Annotated in this window: 15 protein-coding genes and 2 pseudogenes; 8 read left to right on the forward strand and 9 right to left on the reverse strand. The window is 72.4% G+C overall.

Translation table 11 applies throughout. From position 1 onward, the window contains the following. Positions 1 to 27: 27 nt before the first annotated feature. Positions 28 to 501 (forward strand): annotated as a pseudogene (locus tag Aau02nite_RS17675) (aminoacyl-tRNA deacylase). A 7-nt stretch (positions 502 to 508) separates the two neighbouring features. On the opposite strand, the gene Aau02nite_RS17680 reads toward Aau02nite_RS17675, so the two are convergent. Continuing rightward, the gene (locus Aau02nite_RS17680) at positions 509 to 874 is read right to left on the reverse strand and encodes a DUF4406 domain-containing protein (protein ID WP_246595221.1); all 366 of its coding nucleotides are present in this window, start codon (positions 872 to 874) and stop codon (positions 509 to 511) included. A gap of 56 nt (positions 875 to 930) precedes the next feature. Here Aau02nite_RS17680 and Aau02nite_RS17685 point away from each other — a divergent pair, with 56 nt between their 5' ends. From Aau02nite_RS17685 to Aau02nite_RS17700, 4 genes are all read left to right on the forward strand, one after another. Beyond that, the gene (locus Aau02nite_RS17685; protein ID WP_212989511.1) at positions 931 to 1,686 is read left to right on the forward strand and encodes a DeoR/GlpR family DNA-binding transcription regulator; all 756 of its coding nucleotides are present in this window, start codon (positions 931 to 933) and stop codon (positions 1,684 to 1,686) included. Between the two features lie 122 nt (positions 1,687 to 1,808). Next, entirely contained in the window at positions 1,809 to 2,585 is a 777-nt protein-coding gene (locus Aau02nite_RS17690; RefSeq protein WP_307857904.1) for an SAM-dependent methyltransferase, read from the forward strand. 18 nt (positions 2,586 to 2,603) lie between these two features. Then, on the forward strand, positions 2,604 to 3,479 hold the full coding sequence (locus Aau02nite_RS17695) for a Sco1979 family transcriptional regulator (RefSeq protein ID WP_212989513.1): 876 nt from the start codon (positions 2,604 to 2,606) through the stop codon (positions 3,477 to 3,479). 14 nt (positions 3,480 to 3,493) lie between these two features. Then, positions 3,494 to 3,850, forward strand: a complete 357-nt coding sequence (locus tag Aau02nite_RS17700) for a hypothetical protein (RefSeq protein ID WP_212989514.1) — start codon at positions 3,494 to 3,496, stop codon at positions 3,848 to 3,850. An 18-nt stretch (positions 3,851 to 3,868) separates the two neighbouring features. Here the strand turns inward: Aau02nite_RS17700 and Aau02nite_RS17705 are convergent, their stop codons facing one another. The 5 genes from Aau02nite_RS17705 to Aau02nite_RS17725 form a co-directional block, all read right to left on the reverse strand. Next, positions 3,869 to 4,420 (reverse strand): hypothetical protein, encoded by a 552-nt coding sequence (locus Aau02nite_RS17705; protein WP_212989515.1) that lies wholly within the window; start codon positions 4,418 to 4,420, stop codon positions 3,869 to 3,871. 34 nt (positions 4,421 to 4,454) lie between these two features. Continuing rightward, positions 4,455 to 4,766: a hypothetical protein gene (locus tag Aau02nite_RS17710; protein ID WP_212989516.1), complete on the reverse strand. Its 312-nt coding sequence runs from the start codon at positions 4,764 to 4,766 to the stop codon at positions 4,455 to 4,457. Between the two features lie 764 nt (positions 4,767 to 5,530). Next, positions 5,531 to 7,054: a cellulase family glycosylhydrolase gene (locus tag Aau02nite_RS17715; protein ID WP_212989517.1), complete on the reverse strand. Its 1,524-nt coding sequence runs from the start codon at positions 7,052 to 7,054 to the stop codon at positions 5,531 to 5,533. A gap of 124 nt (positions 7,055 to 7,178) precedes the next feature. Continuing rightward, positions 7,179 to 9,389: a carbohydrate-binding protein gene (locus Aau02nite_RS17720; protein ID WP_212989518.1), complete on the reverse strand. Its 2,211-nt coding sequence runs from the start codon at positions 9,387 to 9,389 to the stop codon at positions 7,179 to 7,181. Between the two features lie 46 nt (positions 9,390 to 9,435). Then, complete coding sequence (locus Aau02nite_RS17725) at positions 9,436 to 10,116, reverse strand: TetR/AcrR family transcriptional regulator (RefSeq protein WP_212989519.1); 681 nt, start codon at positions 10,114 to 10,116, stop codon at positions 9,436 to 9,438. Positions 10,117 to 10,207: 91 nt separating this feature from the next. On the opposite strand from Aau02nite_RS17725, the gene Aau02nite_RS17730 reads away from it, so the two are divergent. Beyond that, a complete protein-coding gene (locus tag Aau02nite_RS17730) occupies positions 10,208 to 11,182 on the forward strand; it encodes an NAD(P)-dependent alcohol dehydrogenase (protein ID WP_212989520.1) in 975 nt (324 codons plus the stop codon). A gap of 36 nt (positions 11,183 to 11,218) precedes the next feature. Here the strand turns inward: Aau02nite_RS17730 and Aau02nite_RS17735 are convergent, their stop codons facing one another. Both Aau02nite_RS17735 and Aau02nite_RS17740 read right to left on the reverse strand, forming a co-directional pair. After that, positions 11,219 to 11,986 (reverse strand): SDR family oxidoreductase, encoded by a 768-nt coding sequence (locus Aau02nite_RS17735; RefSeq protein WP_212989521.1) that lies wholly within the window; start codon positions 11,984 to 11,986, stop codon positions 11,219 to 11,221. Between the two features lie 21 nt (positions 11,987 to 12,007). After that, positions 12,008 to 12,694 (reverse strand): ArsR/SmtB family transcription factor, encoded by a 687-nt coding sequence (locus Aau02nite_RS17740; protein WP_212989522.1) that lies wholly within the window; start codon positions 12,692 to 12,694, stop codon positions 12,008 to 12,010. Positions 12,695 to 12,900: 206 nt separating this feature from the next. Here Aau02nite_RS17740 and Aau02nite_RS17745 point away from each other — a divergent pair, with 206 nt between their 5' ends. Then, positions 12,901 to 13,587, forward strand: a complete 687-nt coding sequence (locus Aau02nite_RS17745; RefSeq protein ID WP_212989523.1) for a TetR/AcrR family transcriptional regulator — start codon at positions 12,901 to 12,903, stop codon at positions 13,585 to 13,587. Positions 13,588 to 13,592: 5 nt separating this feature from the next. Continuing rightward, positions 13,593 to 13,991, forward strand: coding sequence for a DnaJ family domain-containing protein (locus tag Aau02nite_RS17750; protein ID WP_212989524.1), 399 nt, complete (start codon positions 13,593 to 13,595; stop codon positions 13,989 to 13,991). Positions 13,992 to 14,010: 19 nt separating this feature from the next. On the opposite strand, the pseudogene Aau02nite_RS17755 reads toward Aau02nite_RS17750, so the two are convergent. Continuing rightward, positions 14,011 to 15,141: pseudogene (locus Aau02nite_RS17755) on the reverse strand (hypothetical protein); the annotation flags it as partial.

The raw sequence follows: 15,141 nt of genomic DNA on the forward strand, positions 1-15,141 counted from the left end.
CCCCGGCCGCCTGGGTAAGGTGATCTCATGCCAGGACCCGCCGTGCAGGCCGTCGAAGCGGCCGGGATCGCGCACCGCGTCCTGCGGCACGGGCCGGTCGGCAGCGTCGCCGAGGCGGCCGCGGCCTAGGGCATGCAGGTTCGAGACCTGGTCAAGACCCTGGTCGTACGCCGGGCCGAGGATCAGTACGTGTTCGTCCTGGTGCCCGGCGACCGGGTGATCTCGTGGCCCAAGCTGCGGGCCCTGCTCGGCGTCAACCGGTTGTCGATGCCGGACGCCGCGACGGCCAAGCAGGCCACCGGCTACGAGCGCGGCACCATCACTCCGTTCGGATCCGCGACGCCCTGGCCGGTGATCGCCGACGAGCGCCTGCGCGGCCGCACGATCGGCCTCGGCGCGGGCGAGCGCGGGGTGGGTCTGCAGGTGGCCGCGGACGAGGCGGCGAAGGTGCTGGACGCGACCTTCGCCGACGTGACGGATTCCGAGCCGGCCCGGCCCTAGTCAAGGCTCAGGCGGGTTGGGCGACGTGCCCGGGGATCTCCTCGATCCGGTGATAGACCGGCAGCCCGCGCTCCCGGGCGATGGCCACGTCCTGATCGGCGCCGGTGGACTCGCCGGGCAGGCGCAGGACCGCGTCGCAGTGCTGCAGCAGCCGCTGGGCCGTCGGGTAGAGCACGTCCTCGGCGGTGGCCGCACCGTGCGCCTGGTCCAGCACCGGCAGTGCCACCCACTCACCGATCATCGGCACGTGCCCGGCCTGGAAGATCGGCCACGCCGCCTCCTCGAGGCGGGCCAGGTTGGCCGCGATCCGGTCGGGGTCTCCGCCGGTGCCGGAGCGGTAGGGGCCGGCAATGAGGATCATCATGGGCTTCATGGCGCCAGATTAACGCTAGACTCGGCAAAAACAAAGAAGAACGAGGAGAAACGTGCATGCTGGTTGCGCAACGTAAGGACTTCCTGCTCGCCCGGCTCGACCGGGACCGGCGGGTGGTGGCCAAGGACGTGGCCGCCGAGCTCGGCGTCTCCGAGGACAGCGTCCGGCGGGACCTGCGGGAGCTGGCCGCCGCCGGCCTCTGCCAGCGGGTCTACGGCGGCGCCCTGCCCGCCTCGCCGGCAGTGGCCGACTACGGCACCCGGCGCGCGGTCGAGGTCGACAGCAAACAGCGCGTCGCCGCGGCCGCCGCGGCTCTGATCCGGCCGGGGAGCACGGTGATCCTCGACGGCGGCACGACCGCCCTGGCCGTGACCCGGGCGCTCCCGGCCGGCCTGGAGGCCACGATCGTCACGCACAGCCCGACCGTCGTCGCCGCGCTGGCCGGGCATCCCTCGGTGGAGGTCTACGTGCTCGGCGGCCGGCTCTTCCGGCACTCGATGGTCGCCTGCGGCGCGGCGGCGGTCGAGGCCGCCCAGGTGGTGCACGCCGACGTGTTCCTGCTCGGCGTCACCGGCGTGCATCCCGACGCCGGACTGACCACCGGCGACGCCGACGAGGCCGCGATGAAACGGGCTCTGGCCCAGCGGGCCGCGGACACCTACGTGCTGGCGAGCACCGAGAAGATCGGCGCCGCTTCGCGCTTCGCCGTGCTGCCGCTGAGCGCCGTCGCGGGCGTCATCACCGATGCTTCGTCACAGGACGAAACCGTACGGCGACTGAGCGCTGACGGCGTACCGGTGCTTCCCGCATAGCCCGCGGAGTATGACCGTTCGGCGCACGCCTGCGCTCGATGGGCGGTTTATGCTTGCGCCGATCCACCCGGCGTGGTTCCGCTCGAGCAAGGGATGTGCACGTGGCTGACGGCCAGCAGGAAATGCCCAAACTGGACACCACCGTCCCGCAGACGGCCCGGATCTGGAACCACCTGCTGGGTGGCAAGGACAACTTCGCCGTCGACCGGGAGGTCGGCGACCAGATCATCGCATCGCTGCCCCAGCTCGCCGAGAACGCCCGGCTCTCCCGGGCCTACCTGGCCCGCGCGGTGCGTTACCTGGCCGGCGAGGCGGGCGTGCGGCAGTTCCTCGACATCGGTACGGGCCTGCCCACCGCCGACAACACCCACGAGGTCGCGCAGCAGGTCGCCCCGGACGCCCGGATCGTCTACGTGGACAACGACCCGCTGGTGCTCGCGCACGCCCGGGCCCTGCTGACCACGAGCCCCGAGGGCGCCACCGACTACATCGACGCCGACCTGCGCGACTCCGACACGATCCTGCGCGAGGCCGCCCGCACGCTCGACCTCGACCGGCCGGTGGCGCTGTTCCTGATGGGCATTCTCGGTCACATCGAGGACGACGCCGAGGCCAAGGCGATCATCGGCAAGATCATGTCGCGCCTCGCCCCGGGCAGCTACCTGGCGATGTACGACGGCAGCGACACCAGCGAGGCCAACAACGAGGCCGTCCGGATCTGGAACGTCTCCGCCAACCCGAAGTACCACCTGCGCAGCGCCGCCCGGATCGCCGGTCTGTTCGAGGGCCTGGAGCTCGTCGAGCCCGGCGTGGTCCCGGTGACCCGCTGGAAGCCCGAGCCGGGTGCCGAGAACGCGCCCGAGATCGACCAGTACTGTGCCGTGGGCCGCAAACCGTAAACGACGACGGGAACACCAGTGACGACGGCGCAGAACGACGGGCCCACGGTCCGCCGCTTGCAGCTCGGTGCCCGCCTGCGCACCTTGCGGCTGGCCAAGGGCGTCACCCGCGACAAGGCGGGCTACGAGATCCGCGCCTCGGAGTCGAAGATCAGCCGGATGGAGGTCGGCCGCGTCAGCTTCAAGGAGCGCGACGTCGTCGACCTGCTCAAGCTGTACGGCGTCGAGGACGAGGTCGAGAAGGAACGCCTGCTCACCCTGGCCCGCGAGGCCAACAACCCGGGCTGGTGGCACTCGTACGGCGACGTGCTCAGCACCTGGTTCCAGAACTACCTGGACCTCGAGCAGGCCGCCGAGCTGATCCGCACGTACGAGATCCAGTTCGTGCCGGGTCTGCTGCAGACGGACGCGTACGCCCGGGCGGTCATCATGCTCGGGCACGGCGGCGCGACGACCGGGGAGATCGACCGCCGCGCCGACCTCCGGATGGCGCGCAAGCAGATGTTGCAGCGGCACGAGTCGCCGCGGCTCTGGGCGGTGCTCGACGAGGCGGTGCTGCGCCGCCCGATCGGCGGCCGCGAAGTGCTGCGCGAGCAGATCGAGTCGCTGCTGGCCATGTGTGAGCAGCCCAGCGTCCGGCTTCAGGTGATCCCGTTCGAGTCCGGCGGGCACGCCGCGGCCGGGGGCGCGTTCACCATCCTGCGCTTCCCGTACCCCGACATGCCCGACGTGGTCTACCTGGAGCACCTGACCAGCGGTCTCTACCTGGACAAGCGCGAGGACGTCGACCACTACGCCGCCGCGATGGGCCGCCTGACCATCGAGGCCGAGCCACCGGCCCGCACCCCGGAGCTGCTGCGCCGGGCGCTGCGCGACCTGGACGACGGCGCTTAGGAGGGGAGCCGGCGATGCCCGAGCTGACCGCTGCCGTGTCGGCGCTGCTGCCGGACCCCCGGGACTTCGCGGCCGAGGTGCCCCGGTCTCCGGACAGCGTGCCGGCGTACGCGGCCCTGCGCCCCGGCGACGCGGCGAGCCCGGACGGCACGACGTACGCCCAGTGGAGCGACATCGCGCACAGCATCGCGGCCCCCCTGCAGCTGCGCCCCGGCGACCGGGTGCTGGTCGACGCGGCCGAGCACGAGCAGCCCGTGCAATGGCTGCTGGACCCGCTGGCGGCCGGGGCGTCCATCGTGCTCTGCGCCAACCTCGACCGCGACGCCCTCGACGCCCGGATGACCGCCGAAGGAGTCACCCGGGTCCTCTGAGCTCGGCGGGGCACGGACTCAGCCGCCGTCGTACTTCTTGATGTCCTCGCGGAACGCCGTCCGCTGGCATTCCTGCTCGTCGTCGTAGGCCTTGTTGGCGCTCGTGTTGTCGCCGTACATCAGGGCCACCGGATCGCCGCCGACGGTGACCTCGTGTCCCTTGGCCTTCAGGCACTTCGCCGTGTCGCGCAGCCGGTCGGTGTACTCCGGGTTGGTCCGCGCCTCCCTCTCCATCCAGTTCTCGGGGTACAGATGCTCGCATTCGGCGGTCGCCGTCTCGTGCCCGTCCAGCTGGGGCTTGTCGCCCTTCGGCACGCGGGGGACCCCGCGGCCGAACAGGCACTCCTGCCAGACCGCCACGTACCGGTCGAACTCCTCCCGGCCCTCGTCGGGGCGGATCACCGGTCGCTCCCGCCCGGCCGGCGAGGGGGGAGCGGCCGAGGCGGGCTCGGCGGTCCGCAGGGTGGCGATGTCCGGGCGCTGCTCGTCGGCCGCCGGGCCGCTGCAGCCGGTCAGTACGGCCACAGTCAGCACGGACCCGGCGACAGCGCGGATGATCGTTGTACGCATGCGACGACTGTCGGGCACAAGTGTGTGAATCCTGTCAGGACGGCACCGGCGCGAGTCGTGCGGCGTCGTGGATGCCGGCCGCGTACCGGGCCGGTTGTTCCCAGGCGGCCAAGTGACCGCCGTGGGCCTCCTCGCGCCACACGCGGACGTCGAAGAACCGTTCGGCGAACTCGCGGGGCGCGTTGGCCAGGTCGTGGCGGAAGATCGTGCAGACCGCCGGCGGCGTGCTCCGGCCGGGCTCGGGACCGGCCGCCGCGTACGGCGTGAACGACGTCCCGATGGCGCCGGAGACCCGGTACGCCGTTACCCAGGTCAGCAGCTCGTCGCGGGAGAAGACGCTCTCCACGTCGCCACCGCAGTCGGTCCAGCCGCGCGGGGGAGTCGCCGAGCGCGGCGGCCAGGGTGTGCGGCTTGGTGGACTGCTCGTGCATGTAGCCGCCTTCGCGGGCCCGCCGGCTGCGGGGTGGCGGAGCGCCGATCTCGGCGGGGAACAGTGCTACCGCGGTCGGGACCTCGACGGGTCCGCGGTCGGCCAGCAGGCCCCGGTCGCCGTCGTAGTAGGGGCGGAACGAGGTGGAGATCGAGTTGGTGAACCAGTACAGCGAGGCCTGGGTGAGCAGGAAGTCGTCGCTGAACCGGCGGGAGACGTCGCCGCCGCAGTCGCTCCACGCCCGGTACTTCTCGAGGATCCAGGCGAGCAGGCCCGACGGTGAGTCGGACAGCCCCTGCGCGAGGGTGAGCGGGCGGGTGCGCTGCTCGTGGGAGTAGCCGCCCCCGGTGACGTGCCAGGCGGCCTTGGCCTCCAGGTAGGCCCGTTCCTCGTCGGTCAGGCCGGCCGGGTCGTGGGTGGGCGGGTCGCCGATGGTCAGTACGTGGATGCCGGCCACCGCTTCGGGATGGGTCTGCCCGAGCCGGACGGTGACGCCCGCGCCGAGGTCCGAGCCGTGGGCGCCCTACCGGTAAAAGCCCAACTCGTCGTGCATCAGCCGGTGCCAGAGCTCGTGGGTGGGCTGGGCGTCGCCGGGGCTGGAGGTCTGCGGCAACCGCCACAAGACCCGCACCTACCGCGAGCGCCACCGGCAAGCCGGGTGACGCCCGCGGCCGGGGTGGTCAGAGGTACGGGGTCTGCGTCAGGAGATGGGCCTTGAAGCCTTCGCCGACGCCGGGCTCCGGGGTGCCGGCCCAGTCCTTGATGAGTACGGCGCCGCCGGTGCAGCCCCACGGGTTCCAGGTCCAGGCCAGGTAGCCCAGGCCGTGCGCGTCGGCCCAGTCCACCAGCCGCTGCATGTATTCGAAGGTGCAGGTGTCCTGGCCGAACTCGCCCAGCACCACCGGCACCTGCGCGGCCACCGGCGCGATCTGGCTGTCCCAGCACGCCTCGGTGACGCAGGCGTTGAAGCTGTAGGCGTGCCACGACGCCGCGATGTTGTGCAGCGGGTCGTCCGGCAGGTACGCCAGCCACTCCCGCAGATCGTTGGTCCACTCCAGCCCGCTGACCATCAGCATGTTGGTGGCGCCGGTGGCCCGGACCGCGTCAACCAGGTCCTGCATGCCGGCCACCTCGTACGCGATGCCGGTGCAGGTGCCACCGTCCCGCAGGCACTGCCAGCCCGGCGTCTTGTTCCACTCGCTGGCGATCTCCGGGTACGGCTCGTTGAACAAGTCGAAGACGACCGCGTCGTTGCCCTTGAACGTGTTGGCCACGCTGGTCCAGAACTGCGGGGCGTAGCGCGCGTCCGGCACCGGCTTCTGGCAGGTCGCGTGCTCGTCCGTGCAGTGCCAGTCCGGCCCCGTGGTGTACGCGCCCCAGGTCCAGTGCAGATCCAGGATCACGTTGATGCCGTTGGCCACCAGCAGGTCCACATAGTCCTTGACGCCCTGCTGGTACTCGGCGCCGCTGGGCTCGCCGTTGACGCCGAGCCAGCATTCCTCGTTCAGCGGGATGCGGACGGCGTGGATGTTCCAGGTCTTCATGGCGTCGACGGACGCCTGGTCGACCGGGCCGGCGTCCCACAGCCCTTTGCCCTGCACGCAGGCGAACTCGCCGCTGGAGCGGCTGACCCCCAGCAGCCGGTAGGCCCGGCCGTCCGCGGTGACGATCTTGTTGCCGGACACCTCGAGCTCGGGAGCGGGCCCGCTCGGCGGCGGGGTGACCGGCGGGGTGGTGGCCGGCAGGGTGCTCGGCGGTACGGAGGTGGGGCCCGACGTCGGCGTGACGACGGAACCGGTGCACTCGACGCCGTTGAGCGAGAAGGTGGCCGGTTTCGGGTTGGTGCCGCTCCACGCGCCGGTGAAGCCGATCGACGTCGACGCCCCCGTGCCGAGCGAGCCGTTCCAGCTCATGCTGGCCGCGGTGACCCGGGCGCCCGACTGCGTCCAGGTGGCGCTCCAGCCCTGGTTGACCTTCTGGTCGGTGCTCGGGAAGTCGAACGCCAGCGACCAGCTGGTGACGGCCGAGCCGAGGTTGGTGACGGCCACGTCGGCGGCGAACCCACCGGACCATTGGCTCTGCACCGTATAGGTGACCGAGCATCCCGTGGCCGCCGCCGTGGCCGGCAGCGTGACCGTGGCCAGGGTGCCCGCGGTCAGCGCCGCGACGGCGCCGGCGGCCAGCACGGTACGACGAATTGTCATCTGATCTTCCGAATCCATAGACGGGTGAGATTGGGAGCGCTCCCAGCAGCCTATTTTTGCGATTGATCAGAGTCAATGTGTGGGAGTCCCGGCCCCTCGGTGGTGAGGGGCCGGGACCGGGTGACTACGCGGTCAGGCGCAGGTAGTCCAGGTTGAAGCCGCCGGTCTCGCAGTACAGCGTCACCAGCTGGTCGCCCGCGGCCAGCTCCACCGGCACGTGCACGGACTGGTACGCCGCCCAGCCACCGGTGTCCGGCACCGAGGCCCTGGCCAGCACCGTCCCGGCGGCGTCGCGCAGGGACACCGCATCGGCCGCCACCGCCCCGGTGCCGTTGGCCACCCGCAGTTCCAGGTCGTAGCGGCCGGCCTGCGCCACGTCCACCCGGTACGTGAGCCAGTTGCCCGGGGCCGTCCAGCCGATGTTCTTCCCGCCGCTGGCCGCCGGGTTGTTCTCGACGAACGACGCGCCGCCCTCGGCCCAGCCGTGCTGCGCGGTGTACGACTCCGCCTCGACCCGGGCCCCGGCCGGAGCGCCGCGCGGGCGCACCGTCACGTGCACGGTGACCCGGTCGGAGGCCGCGCCGTCGGTGACGGAGAACGTCAGGTCCAGCTCGCCGGCCACCGTCGGTTGCAGGGTCACCAGGCCGGTGCCCGCGTCCACGGTGACGCCGTCGGGCAGGTCGGTCGCGTAGTAGCCGAGGCGGTCGCGGTCCCGGTCGCGCGCCGAGAGCTGGATCCGCGTGGTGCCGTACTGGTCGGCGACCACGGCGGGGAGCTCCCGCAGCACCGGCGCGTGGTTGCGGTGCGCCGACGGGACGTGGCCGGTCCAGCGGTACGTCGCGTACGAGTTCGCCGGCACGGTGGTGGTGAAGGACTCGCCGGCCAGCACGACCCGTACCGTACGGTCGGTCGCGGTGCTGTTGCCCAGCACCGCCACGAAGCCGTCGCCGCGGTCGCGGAACACCACGTTGCTGATGCCGCCGGCGGTGGCGCTGGACTCGACCCGGACGTGCTGCGGGCCGAGGTGGCGGGCGAACTGGCCGAGGGCGTAGAGCTCGTCGCGGACGGTGAACGTACGGGCCGTGGTGTCCACCTTGACCAGACGGTTCGGCCACTTGGTGGTGCGGCCGACCTCGTCCCAGTCCACGTTGTTGTCGCGCGACGGCGTCCAGTGCAGCGTCCCGCCGTCCTGATCGGTCGCCTGCGCCCACAGCACGTACGACGAGGCGTCCAGGCGGAAGTAGCTCAGCACCGTGGCGGGGGACAGGTCGCTGGTCTCGGTCATGTGCACCGGCTTGCCGGTCTGCTCGTATGCGTCACGCATCACCGCCGGGTCACCCCAGTACGGGTGGAAGGCGATGGCGTCGCTCGCCGCCCGGACCCGGGGGTCGTCGAAGATGCGGTGGTAGTTCTTGGTCGCGGTGCTGTTCGGGTCCTTCCAGTCCCAGAAGTTGAAGTCGTGCACGTACAGCTGCGTACGCAGCCGGTGCGCGGCCAGCTCGCGCTTGATGGCCAGGGCGAGCCGCTGCTGCTGGGCGATGCTGATGTCCATCGCCGGGTAGACCACGTCGATGCCGGGCTCGTTGAGCAGCGTCAGCGCGTCGATGCGGATGCCGTGCCGCGCGTACGCCTGGAGGTACTTCACGTAGTAGCGGGCGAACACGTCGATCGCGTCGTCGCGCAGCTTGCCCACCTGGTAGTACTCGGTGGTGCTGCCCGGCTTGAGGGCGACCTCGCCGGTGAAGCGGTTGTTGGTCTTCATCCAGGCCGGCGCGCTCCACGCGGAGGCGAAGAAGGTGGCCTTCGGGTTGTATCGCTGGATCAGCTTGACGGTGTCGATGATGCGCGCGTCGACGTCACGCTGGATCGAGAAGTACTTCAGGCCGAAGTCCTCGGTGACCCCGGCGGGCAGCTCGTCGTAGGACCAGAACGGCAGGTGCTCGATCAGGTCCGGGCTGCCGATGGTGAGCCGGAACCGGTCCAGGCCCGCACCGGTCCGGGGATCGACCAGCAGGCGTACGGCCCGCTCGCGTTCGGCCGGGGTCAGCTTCCACAGGTTGGAGACGCTCGTCTCGTCCAGGGAGAAGCCGACGCCGGTGTAGCGCTGCCGCTCCCGGCTCGGGTCGATCACGACGGTCGCGTCACTGGCCCCGCCGCGGTCGGGTCCGGTGCGGACACTCGGCAACGGCTGCCAGGCGTGCGCCGCGCCGGCGGAGTAGGTGCCGGTCACGACACTGCCGCGCGCCGGCCGCCCGGCCGCGGCGGGCTCGCCGACGGCGAGCGCGGTGCCCGCGGTCATCACGACGGCAAGCGCCGCGCTGATGGATCGCCTCACGAGGTCTCCTGGGGATTCGGGGGAGGGCTTTTATTACAAGGTGACTTTACTGTGCCGACATCCAGCCGCTTCGATGCAGCCGCTCGATGCCGTCCAGCAGCAGGTCCAGCGCGAACTCGAACTCGAACTGGTCGTCGCAGCCCGCGCCGACGACCGAGTCCTCGGTGTGGGCGGCCGCCCTGGCGAGCTCGGCGACGTACGGGAAGGTGCCGGCCAGCTGCGCCATGGCCGCCGGGGCCGGTGGCTCGACGGCGGGCGCGGCGGTGAACAGCTCCTGGCTGAACCCAAGGATCCGGCTGCCCATCGCGTGCATGACGTGGTGGGTCAGGTCGATCGAGAGGCCGCCCTCGCGGAACAGGCCGATCATCGAGTTCAGGTAGGCGAGCACGGCCGAGGTCGGCGTGCTGCGTGACTCGATCACCTGCGCCGCCCAGGAGTGCCGCTGCAGGGCACTCCGGGCCGAGAGGATCCGCTGCCGGACCGCGGCCTTCCAGCCGGCGCCGGTGCCCGGCGGGTCGATCTCGCCGACGACGACGTCGACCACGCCGTCGAGCAGCTCGTCCTTGTTGGCCACGTGCTTGTAGAGCGCCATCGGCACGACACCCAGCTCGCTCGCGAGTCTGCGCATGCTGAGCGACTCGATGCCGCCGTCGTCGGCGAGCGCGACCGCGGCCCGCAGCACCCGCTCCCTGCTCAACGGAGTGCGTTTTTCCGCGGGCGGGGTCATCTCGGTTACCTCCGGGCTTGACAGGTGTACGGCGTACACCCTACCGTCCCTGTTGTGGTGTACGCCGTACACCTGAGGCTGAGGAGGCTCCATGAAGGCGATCGTCCACGACCGGTACGGCCCACCCGACGTGCTGCGGTACGCCGACATCGACAAGCCGGTGCCCACCGCGAACGAGGTACTGGTCCGGGTCCGCGCCGCTTCGGTCAACGCCCGCGACTGGCACACCATGCGCGGCGATCCGTACCTGGCCCGGCTGGCGTTCGGCCTCCGTGCTCCCAAGGTCAGGACCCTGGGCACGGACTTCGCGGGAGTGGTGGAAGCGGTGGGCGGCGACGTGACCCGCCTCCGCGTGGGCGACGAGGTGTACGGCGAGGTCCGGGCGGCGTTCGCCGAATACGTGAGCGTCCGGGACGACCTGGTCGACCGCAAGCCGGCCAACCTGACCTTCGAGCAGGCCGCGGCGCTCCCGCTCGCGGCCAACACGGCGCTCATGGGCCTGCGCGACGTGGCCCGCGTGCAGCCGGGACAGCGGGTGCTCATCAACGGCGCGTCCGGCGGTGTCGGTACGTTCGCCGTACAGCTCGCCAAGTCCTACGGCGCGCACGTGACCGGCGTGTGCAGCACCCGCAACGCCGAGCTGGTCCGGTCCCTCGGCGCGGACCACGTCGTCGACTACACCAGGGACGACTTCACCCGCGACGGCCGGCGCTACGACGTCGTGTTCGACCTGGTCGGCAACCGCTCACTGGGCGACCTCCGCCGCGCCTTCACACCCACGGGCACGCTGGTGCTGTCCGGCGGCGGCGTGTCCGAGGGCGGCAGCCTGGTCGGGCCGATCGGCCTTGTGGTCAAGGGCCGGCTGCTGGCCCGCTTCGTCCGCCACCGGGTGGTCATCCTGGACACGGCACCCAGCGAGGCGAACCTCGCGACCCTGCGCGAGCTCGCCGAGGCCGGCACGCTCACCCCGGTCATCGACCGCTCCCACCCGCTGAGCGAGACGGCCGAGGCCATCCGGTACGTCGAGCAGGAGCACGCCCGCGCAAAGGTCGTCCTCACCGTGTGAGAAACGCCGGCCGCCGCCCGCTCGTCCGGCCCGCGGTCAGCTCTGCTGCTGCATGGACCACATCTGCCAGACCGTGGTGCGCACCGAGCGGGGCTGCTCCAGCACCACCCGGATGGCGTGGGCGACGTCCTGCGGGCGCAGGTAGTCGTCCAGCTCCGGGGAGCCCTCCGTGCGGCCCGCGCCGATGGCGAACTCCGTTGCGGTGCCGGCCGGGCAGATCAGCGTCACCCGGGTGCCCTCCGCGCGCAGCTCCCGGTCCAGGGAGCCGGCCAGGCCCACCTGGGCGTGCTTGGTGCCCGCGTAGACAGCCTCGTCGGCGCCGCCGCGGAAGCCCGCCACCGAGCTGACGATCACCACGTCGCCGCCTTCGCCCTGCTCCCGGAAACGGCGTACCGCCGACCGGACGCTCCACACCGTGCCCAGGTAGTTGGTCTCCACCATCTCGGTGAGCTGGTCGTCGCCCAGGTCCAGGATGCCGCCGTAGGCGCCGATGCCGGCGTTGGCCACCATCGTGTCCAGCCGGCCCCAGCGCTGCACCGCCGCGGCCACCAGCGCCTCGTTGTGGGCGGGGTCGCGGACGTCGCCGACGACCGGCACCACGTTGTCCTTGCCGAGCTCCTCGACGAGCTGCTCCAGCCGTTCCTCACGGCGGGCGCTCACCGCGACCCGGGCGCCCGCGCCGACCAGCGCGTGCGCGGTGGCGGCACCGATGCCGGCGCTCGCGCCGGTGACGGCCACAACCGTGTCGGCGAGGGAACGGGTGGGGGAGTACGGCATGGTTTCCTCCGAGCGGGTCACGGGCACGACCCCCACGCTACGCCGGGATCACGCACTCCACGCGGCGTCGGTGCCGAACAGCTCGGTGAGTGCGGGCCCGCCGGCCGGAGTGACCCGTACGGCGCGCCCGGTGCCGACCCTCGCCACCCAGCCCTGGCCGATCAGATACGCACACACCGACGCCCCGGCGGCCCCGGCGAGGTGCTCGCGCCGCTCGGTCCAGTCCAGGCAGCTCCGGACCAGCGGGCGCCGGGAGGCCCGGACCGGCGCCAGCCCGTCCAGCCACCGCACCCCGGCGGGGGTGAGGGCGAAGCCGGCGTCGCGCGAGAGCCGGCCGGTGCGTTCCAGGGCGTCGGTGACCGCGACACCGAGGCTCCCCGCGAGGTGGTCGTAGCAGGTGCGGCCGCGGGCGAGGGCGGCCGAGGCGGTGGCGGCGCGCAGGGTCCGGGCCGGGGCGGGTGCCGGGGGCAGGTGGGCGGCGAGGTCCTCGATGAGGTGGGCCACCTGCGGGCCGGCCAGACGCACGTACCGGTGGCGGCCCTGCCGCTGCTCGCTGAGCAGGCCCGCCGCGACCAGCTTGTGCAGATGCCCGGTCGCGGTCGCCGGGGCCACCCCGGCCCGCGCGGCGAGCTCGCCGGCGGTCCACGCGCGGCCGTCCAGCAGGGCCAGGCAGAACGCGGCGCGGGTGTCGTCGGCCAGCAGGGCGGCCAAGCGGGCCAGCGCGGGAGCCGTCATGCCGCCATTGTCCGGCGCGCACGATTCGGCGCGTACCGAAGTGTCACGCCCAGCGCCGCCACCCACAGTCCCCAGCCCGTGCTGCCGACGAGGCCGGCGCATCCCGCACCGGGAGCCGGGCACCGCGGCGAAGCAGGCCGCGCACGCGGCGACGATCCACGAGAAACCATCCTTGTACGGTGCAGAGACAAAGTCGGGGAGTTGTGGTGACCGATACCGGCGGACGCAGACCAGGCCCGCGACGGGCGCTCACCGAGGACACGATCCTCGAGGCCGCCCTGGCCCTGCTCGACATCGGTGGCACCGACGCGGCGTCGATCCGCCGCATCGCCGCAGCCGTCGGCGTGGCTCCCAACGCGGTGTACACCTACTTCCCGGACAAGAGCGCGGTCGTCGCCGCCCTCGTGGAACGACTGCTCGGGGAGGTCGACCACGGTGTGCTCACCGACCGGCGGCGGCCCTGGCCCCGCCGCATCGAGGCCCTCGCCCTCGATCTGCGGTCCCGGCTGCTCGCCCACCCCGGCGCCGTGCCGTTGCTGCTCAGCGGTCCGATGGACGGGCCGCACGCCCTCACCCTGGGCGAGCGGTTGCTCGACGCGCTCGCCGACGGGGGCCTCGATCAGGCGGCCGCCGCCCGCGGCTCGTACGCGATCACGACCTACGTCCTCGGCGCGATCGCCCTGGAGGTGGCCGACGTGCCCCGGCCCGGCCCGCTGGCCCCGGAGCAGGAGCGGATCGCGGGCCGCCGGGCCGCCCTCGCGGCGATCCCCGCCGAGGCGTTCCCCCGCACCGCCGCAGCCGCCGACGTCAGGGCCGCCTCCGTCGGCACCGGTCAGTACGTGTGGGGCCTGCGCCGCCTGCTCGCCGGTCTCACCGCCGCCGACCTAGACTGAGGATCATGGCGAGCTGGTACGAGTCGCATATCGACCGCAAGATCCGTGAGGCCCAGGAGCAGGGCCAGTTCGACAACCTCCCGGGCGCGGGCAAGCCGCTCAGCGACCACGGCCGGGAGTACGACGAGGACTGGTGGGTCAAGGACTGGCTGCGCCGCGAGGGCGCGACGGCCGGTGCGCTGCCGCCCACGCTGGCGCTGCGCCGCGAGGCTCAGGACCTGCGCGACAGCATCGACCGGCGCACCTCGGAGGCCGACGTGCGGGCCTACGTCGCCGGGCTCAACGAGCAGCTGCGCAAGGCCCGCGCCGGCCTGCTGGACGGTCCGCCGGTGCTGCTGCCGCCGATCGACGCCGACAAAGCCGTCCAGGGCTGGCGCGAACGCCGCACCCGCAAGGCCTCCTGAGCCGGCGCCGTCCGGCCGGTCACACCTTCTCGCTCACCTTGAGGGGCCGGCCGGTCAGGGTGTCGCACCGGACGAAGGCCAGGTTGATCTGCACGTCGGTGAACCAGAGGACCGGCAGGGTCAGCGGCGGTGGCGACTCAGGGGTGAAGGTCACCGGGATGACGCCGAAGAGCTTGCCCTTGAACTCGGGGGTGTAGAAGCGCACGTTGCCGTCGGTGGTGAGCTTGTTGCTCTCGATCAGCGTGGTGTGGCCACCGGCCTCCGGGATGGTCAGCTTGAACGGCTCGTTCACCGCCTTGGTCATGCTGAACTTCAGCGCGGTCAGCTTGCCCTTGGCGGTGTCCAGCTGCACGACGCCGTCGTAGGTGGAGTTGTACATCGTCAGCGAGGCGGTCTGCAGGGTGCTGCCCTTGGTGGACACGAGCGGGACGTCGTCCGGGCCGGCCACCTTGAACACGCGCGGCCCCAGGCACGGGATGTCGCTCGAGCTCGGCGTCGGGGACGCCGAGGCCGACGCCGACGCACTCGGGCCGGGGCTGCTTCCGCCGGAGGGGCCGGGCCCCGGGGAGGACGCCTCGCCCGACGGGGTGGCCGAGCCGGTCGGCCCGGGAAACGCGGGGGCCTCGGTGGTCGTGCTCGGCTCCACGGTGGGCTCGGCCTCCGGGACCTGCTCCTCGCCGATGCCGAGCAGATCGCCGACGCCGTCCACGAGCCCGTTCCAGCCGTCCACGATCGGGTTGCCGGTGCCGTCGCTGCCGGCCTCATTGCCGGCCTCGCTGCCGGTCTCGTCGCCGGCCTCGGCGTCGCCGGCGGCCGACGGGCCGGCCGAGGCGGACGGCTCGGCGGTCGGCTTCTGCTTCGCGGCGGCGGTGCGGCTCGCTGAGGGCTTGGCCGACGACTGCCGGGCCGCCTCCTTCTTCGCGGCGGCGGCCGGGCGGGACGGCAGGCCCTCGGGGCACTCGGGCTCGGCGCGGGCCGGGGTGTTGCTGCCGGCGATCAGCAGGGCGGCGGTCATCGCGAGCGGGACGAGCGTGATGACGAAGGTCTTGCGGCGCACGCCGTTGGACGGCCGGGACGGCTCGCCGGGCGCGGGCTGCTCGTCACCCGGGTAGGCCGGCTCGCCGGGGAACTGCTGGGCCGGACCGCTCTG

This window comes from Actinoplanes auranticolor (assembly GCF_018332655.1).
Taxonomy (GTDB): Bacteria; Actinomycetota; Actinomycetes; order Mycobacteriales; family Micromonosporaceae; genus Actinoplanes; species Actinoplanes auranticolor.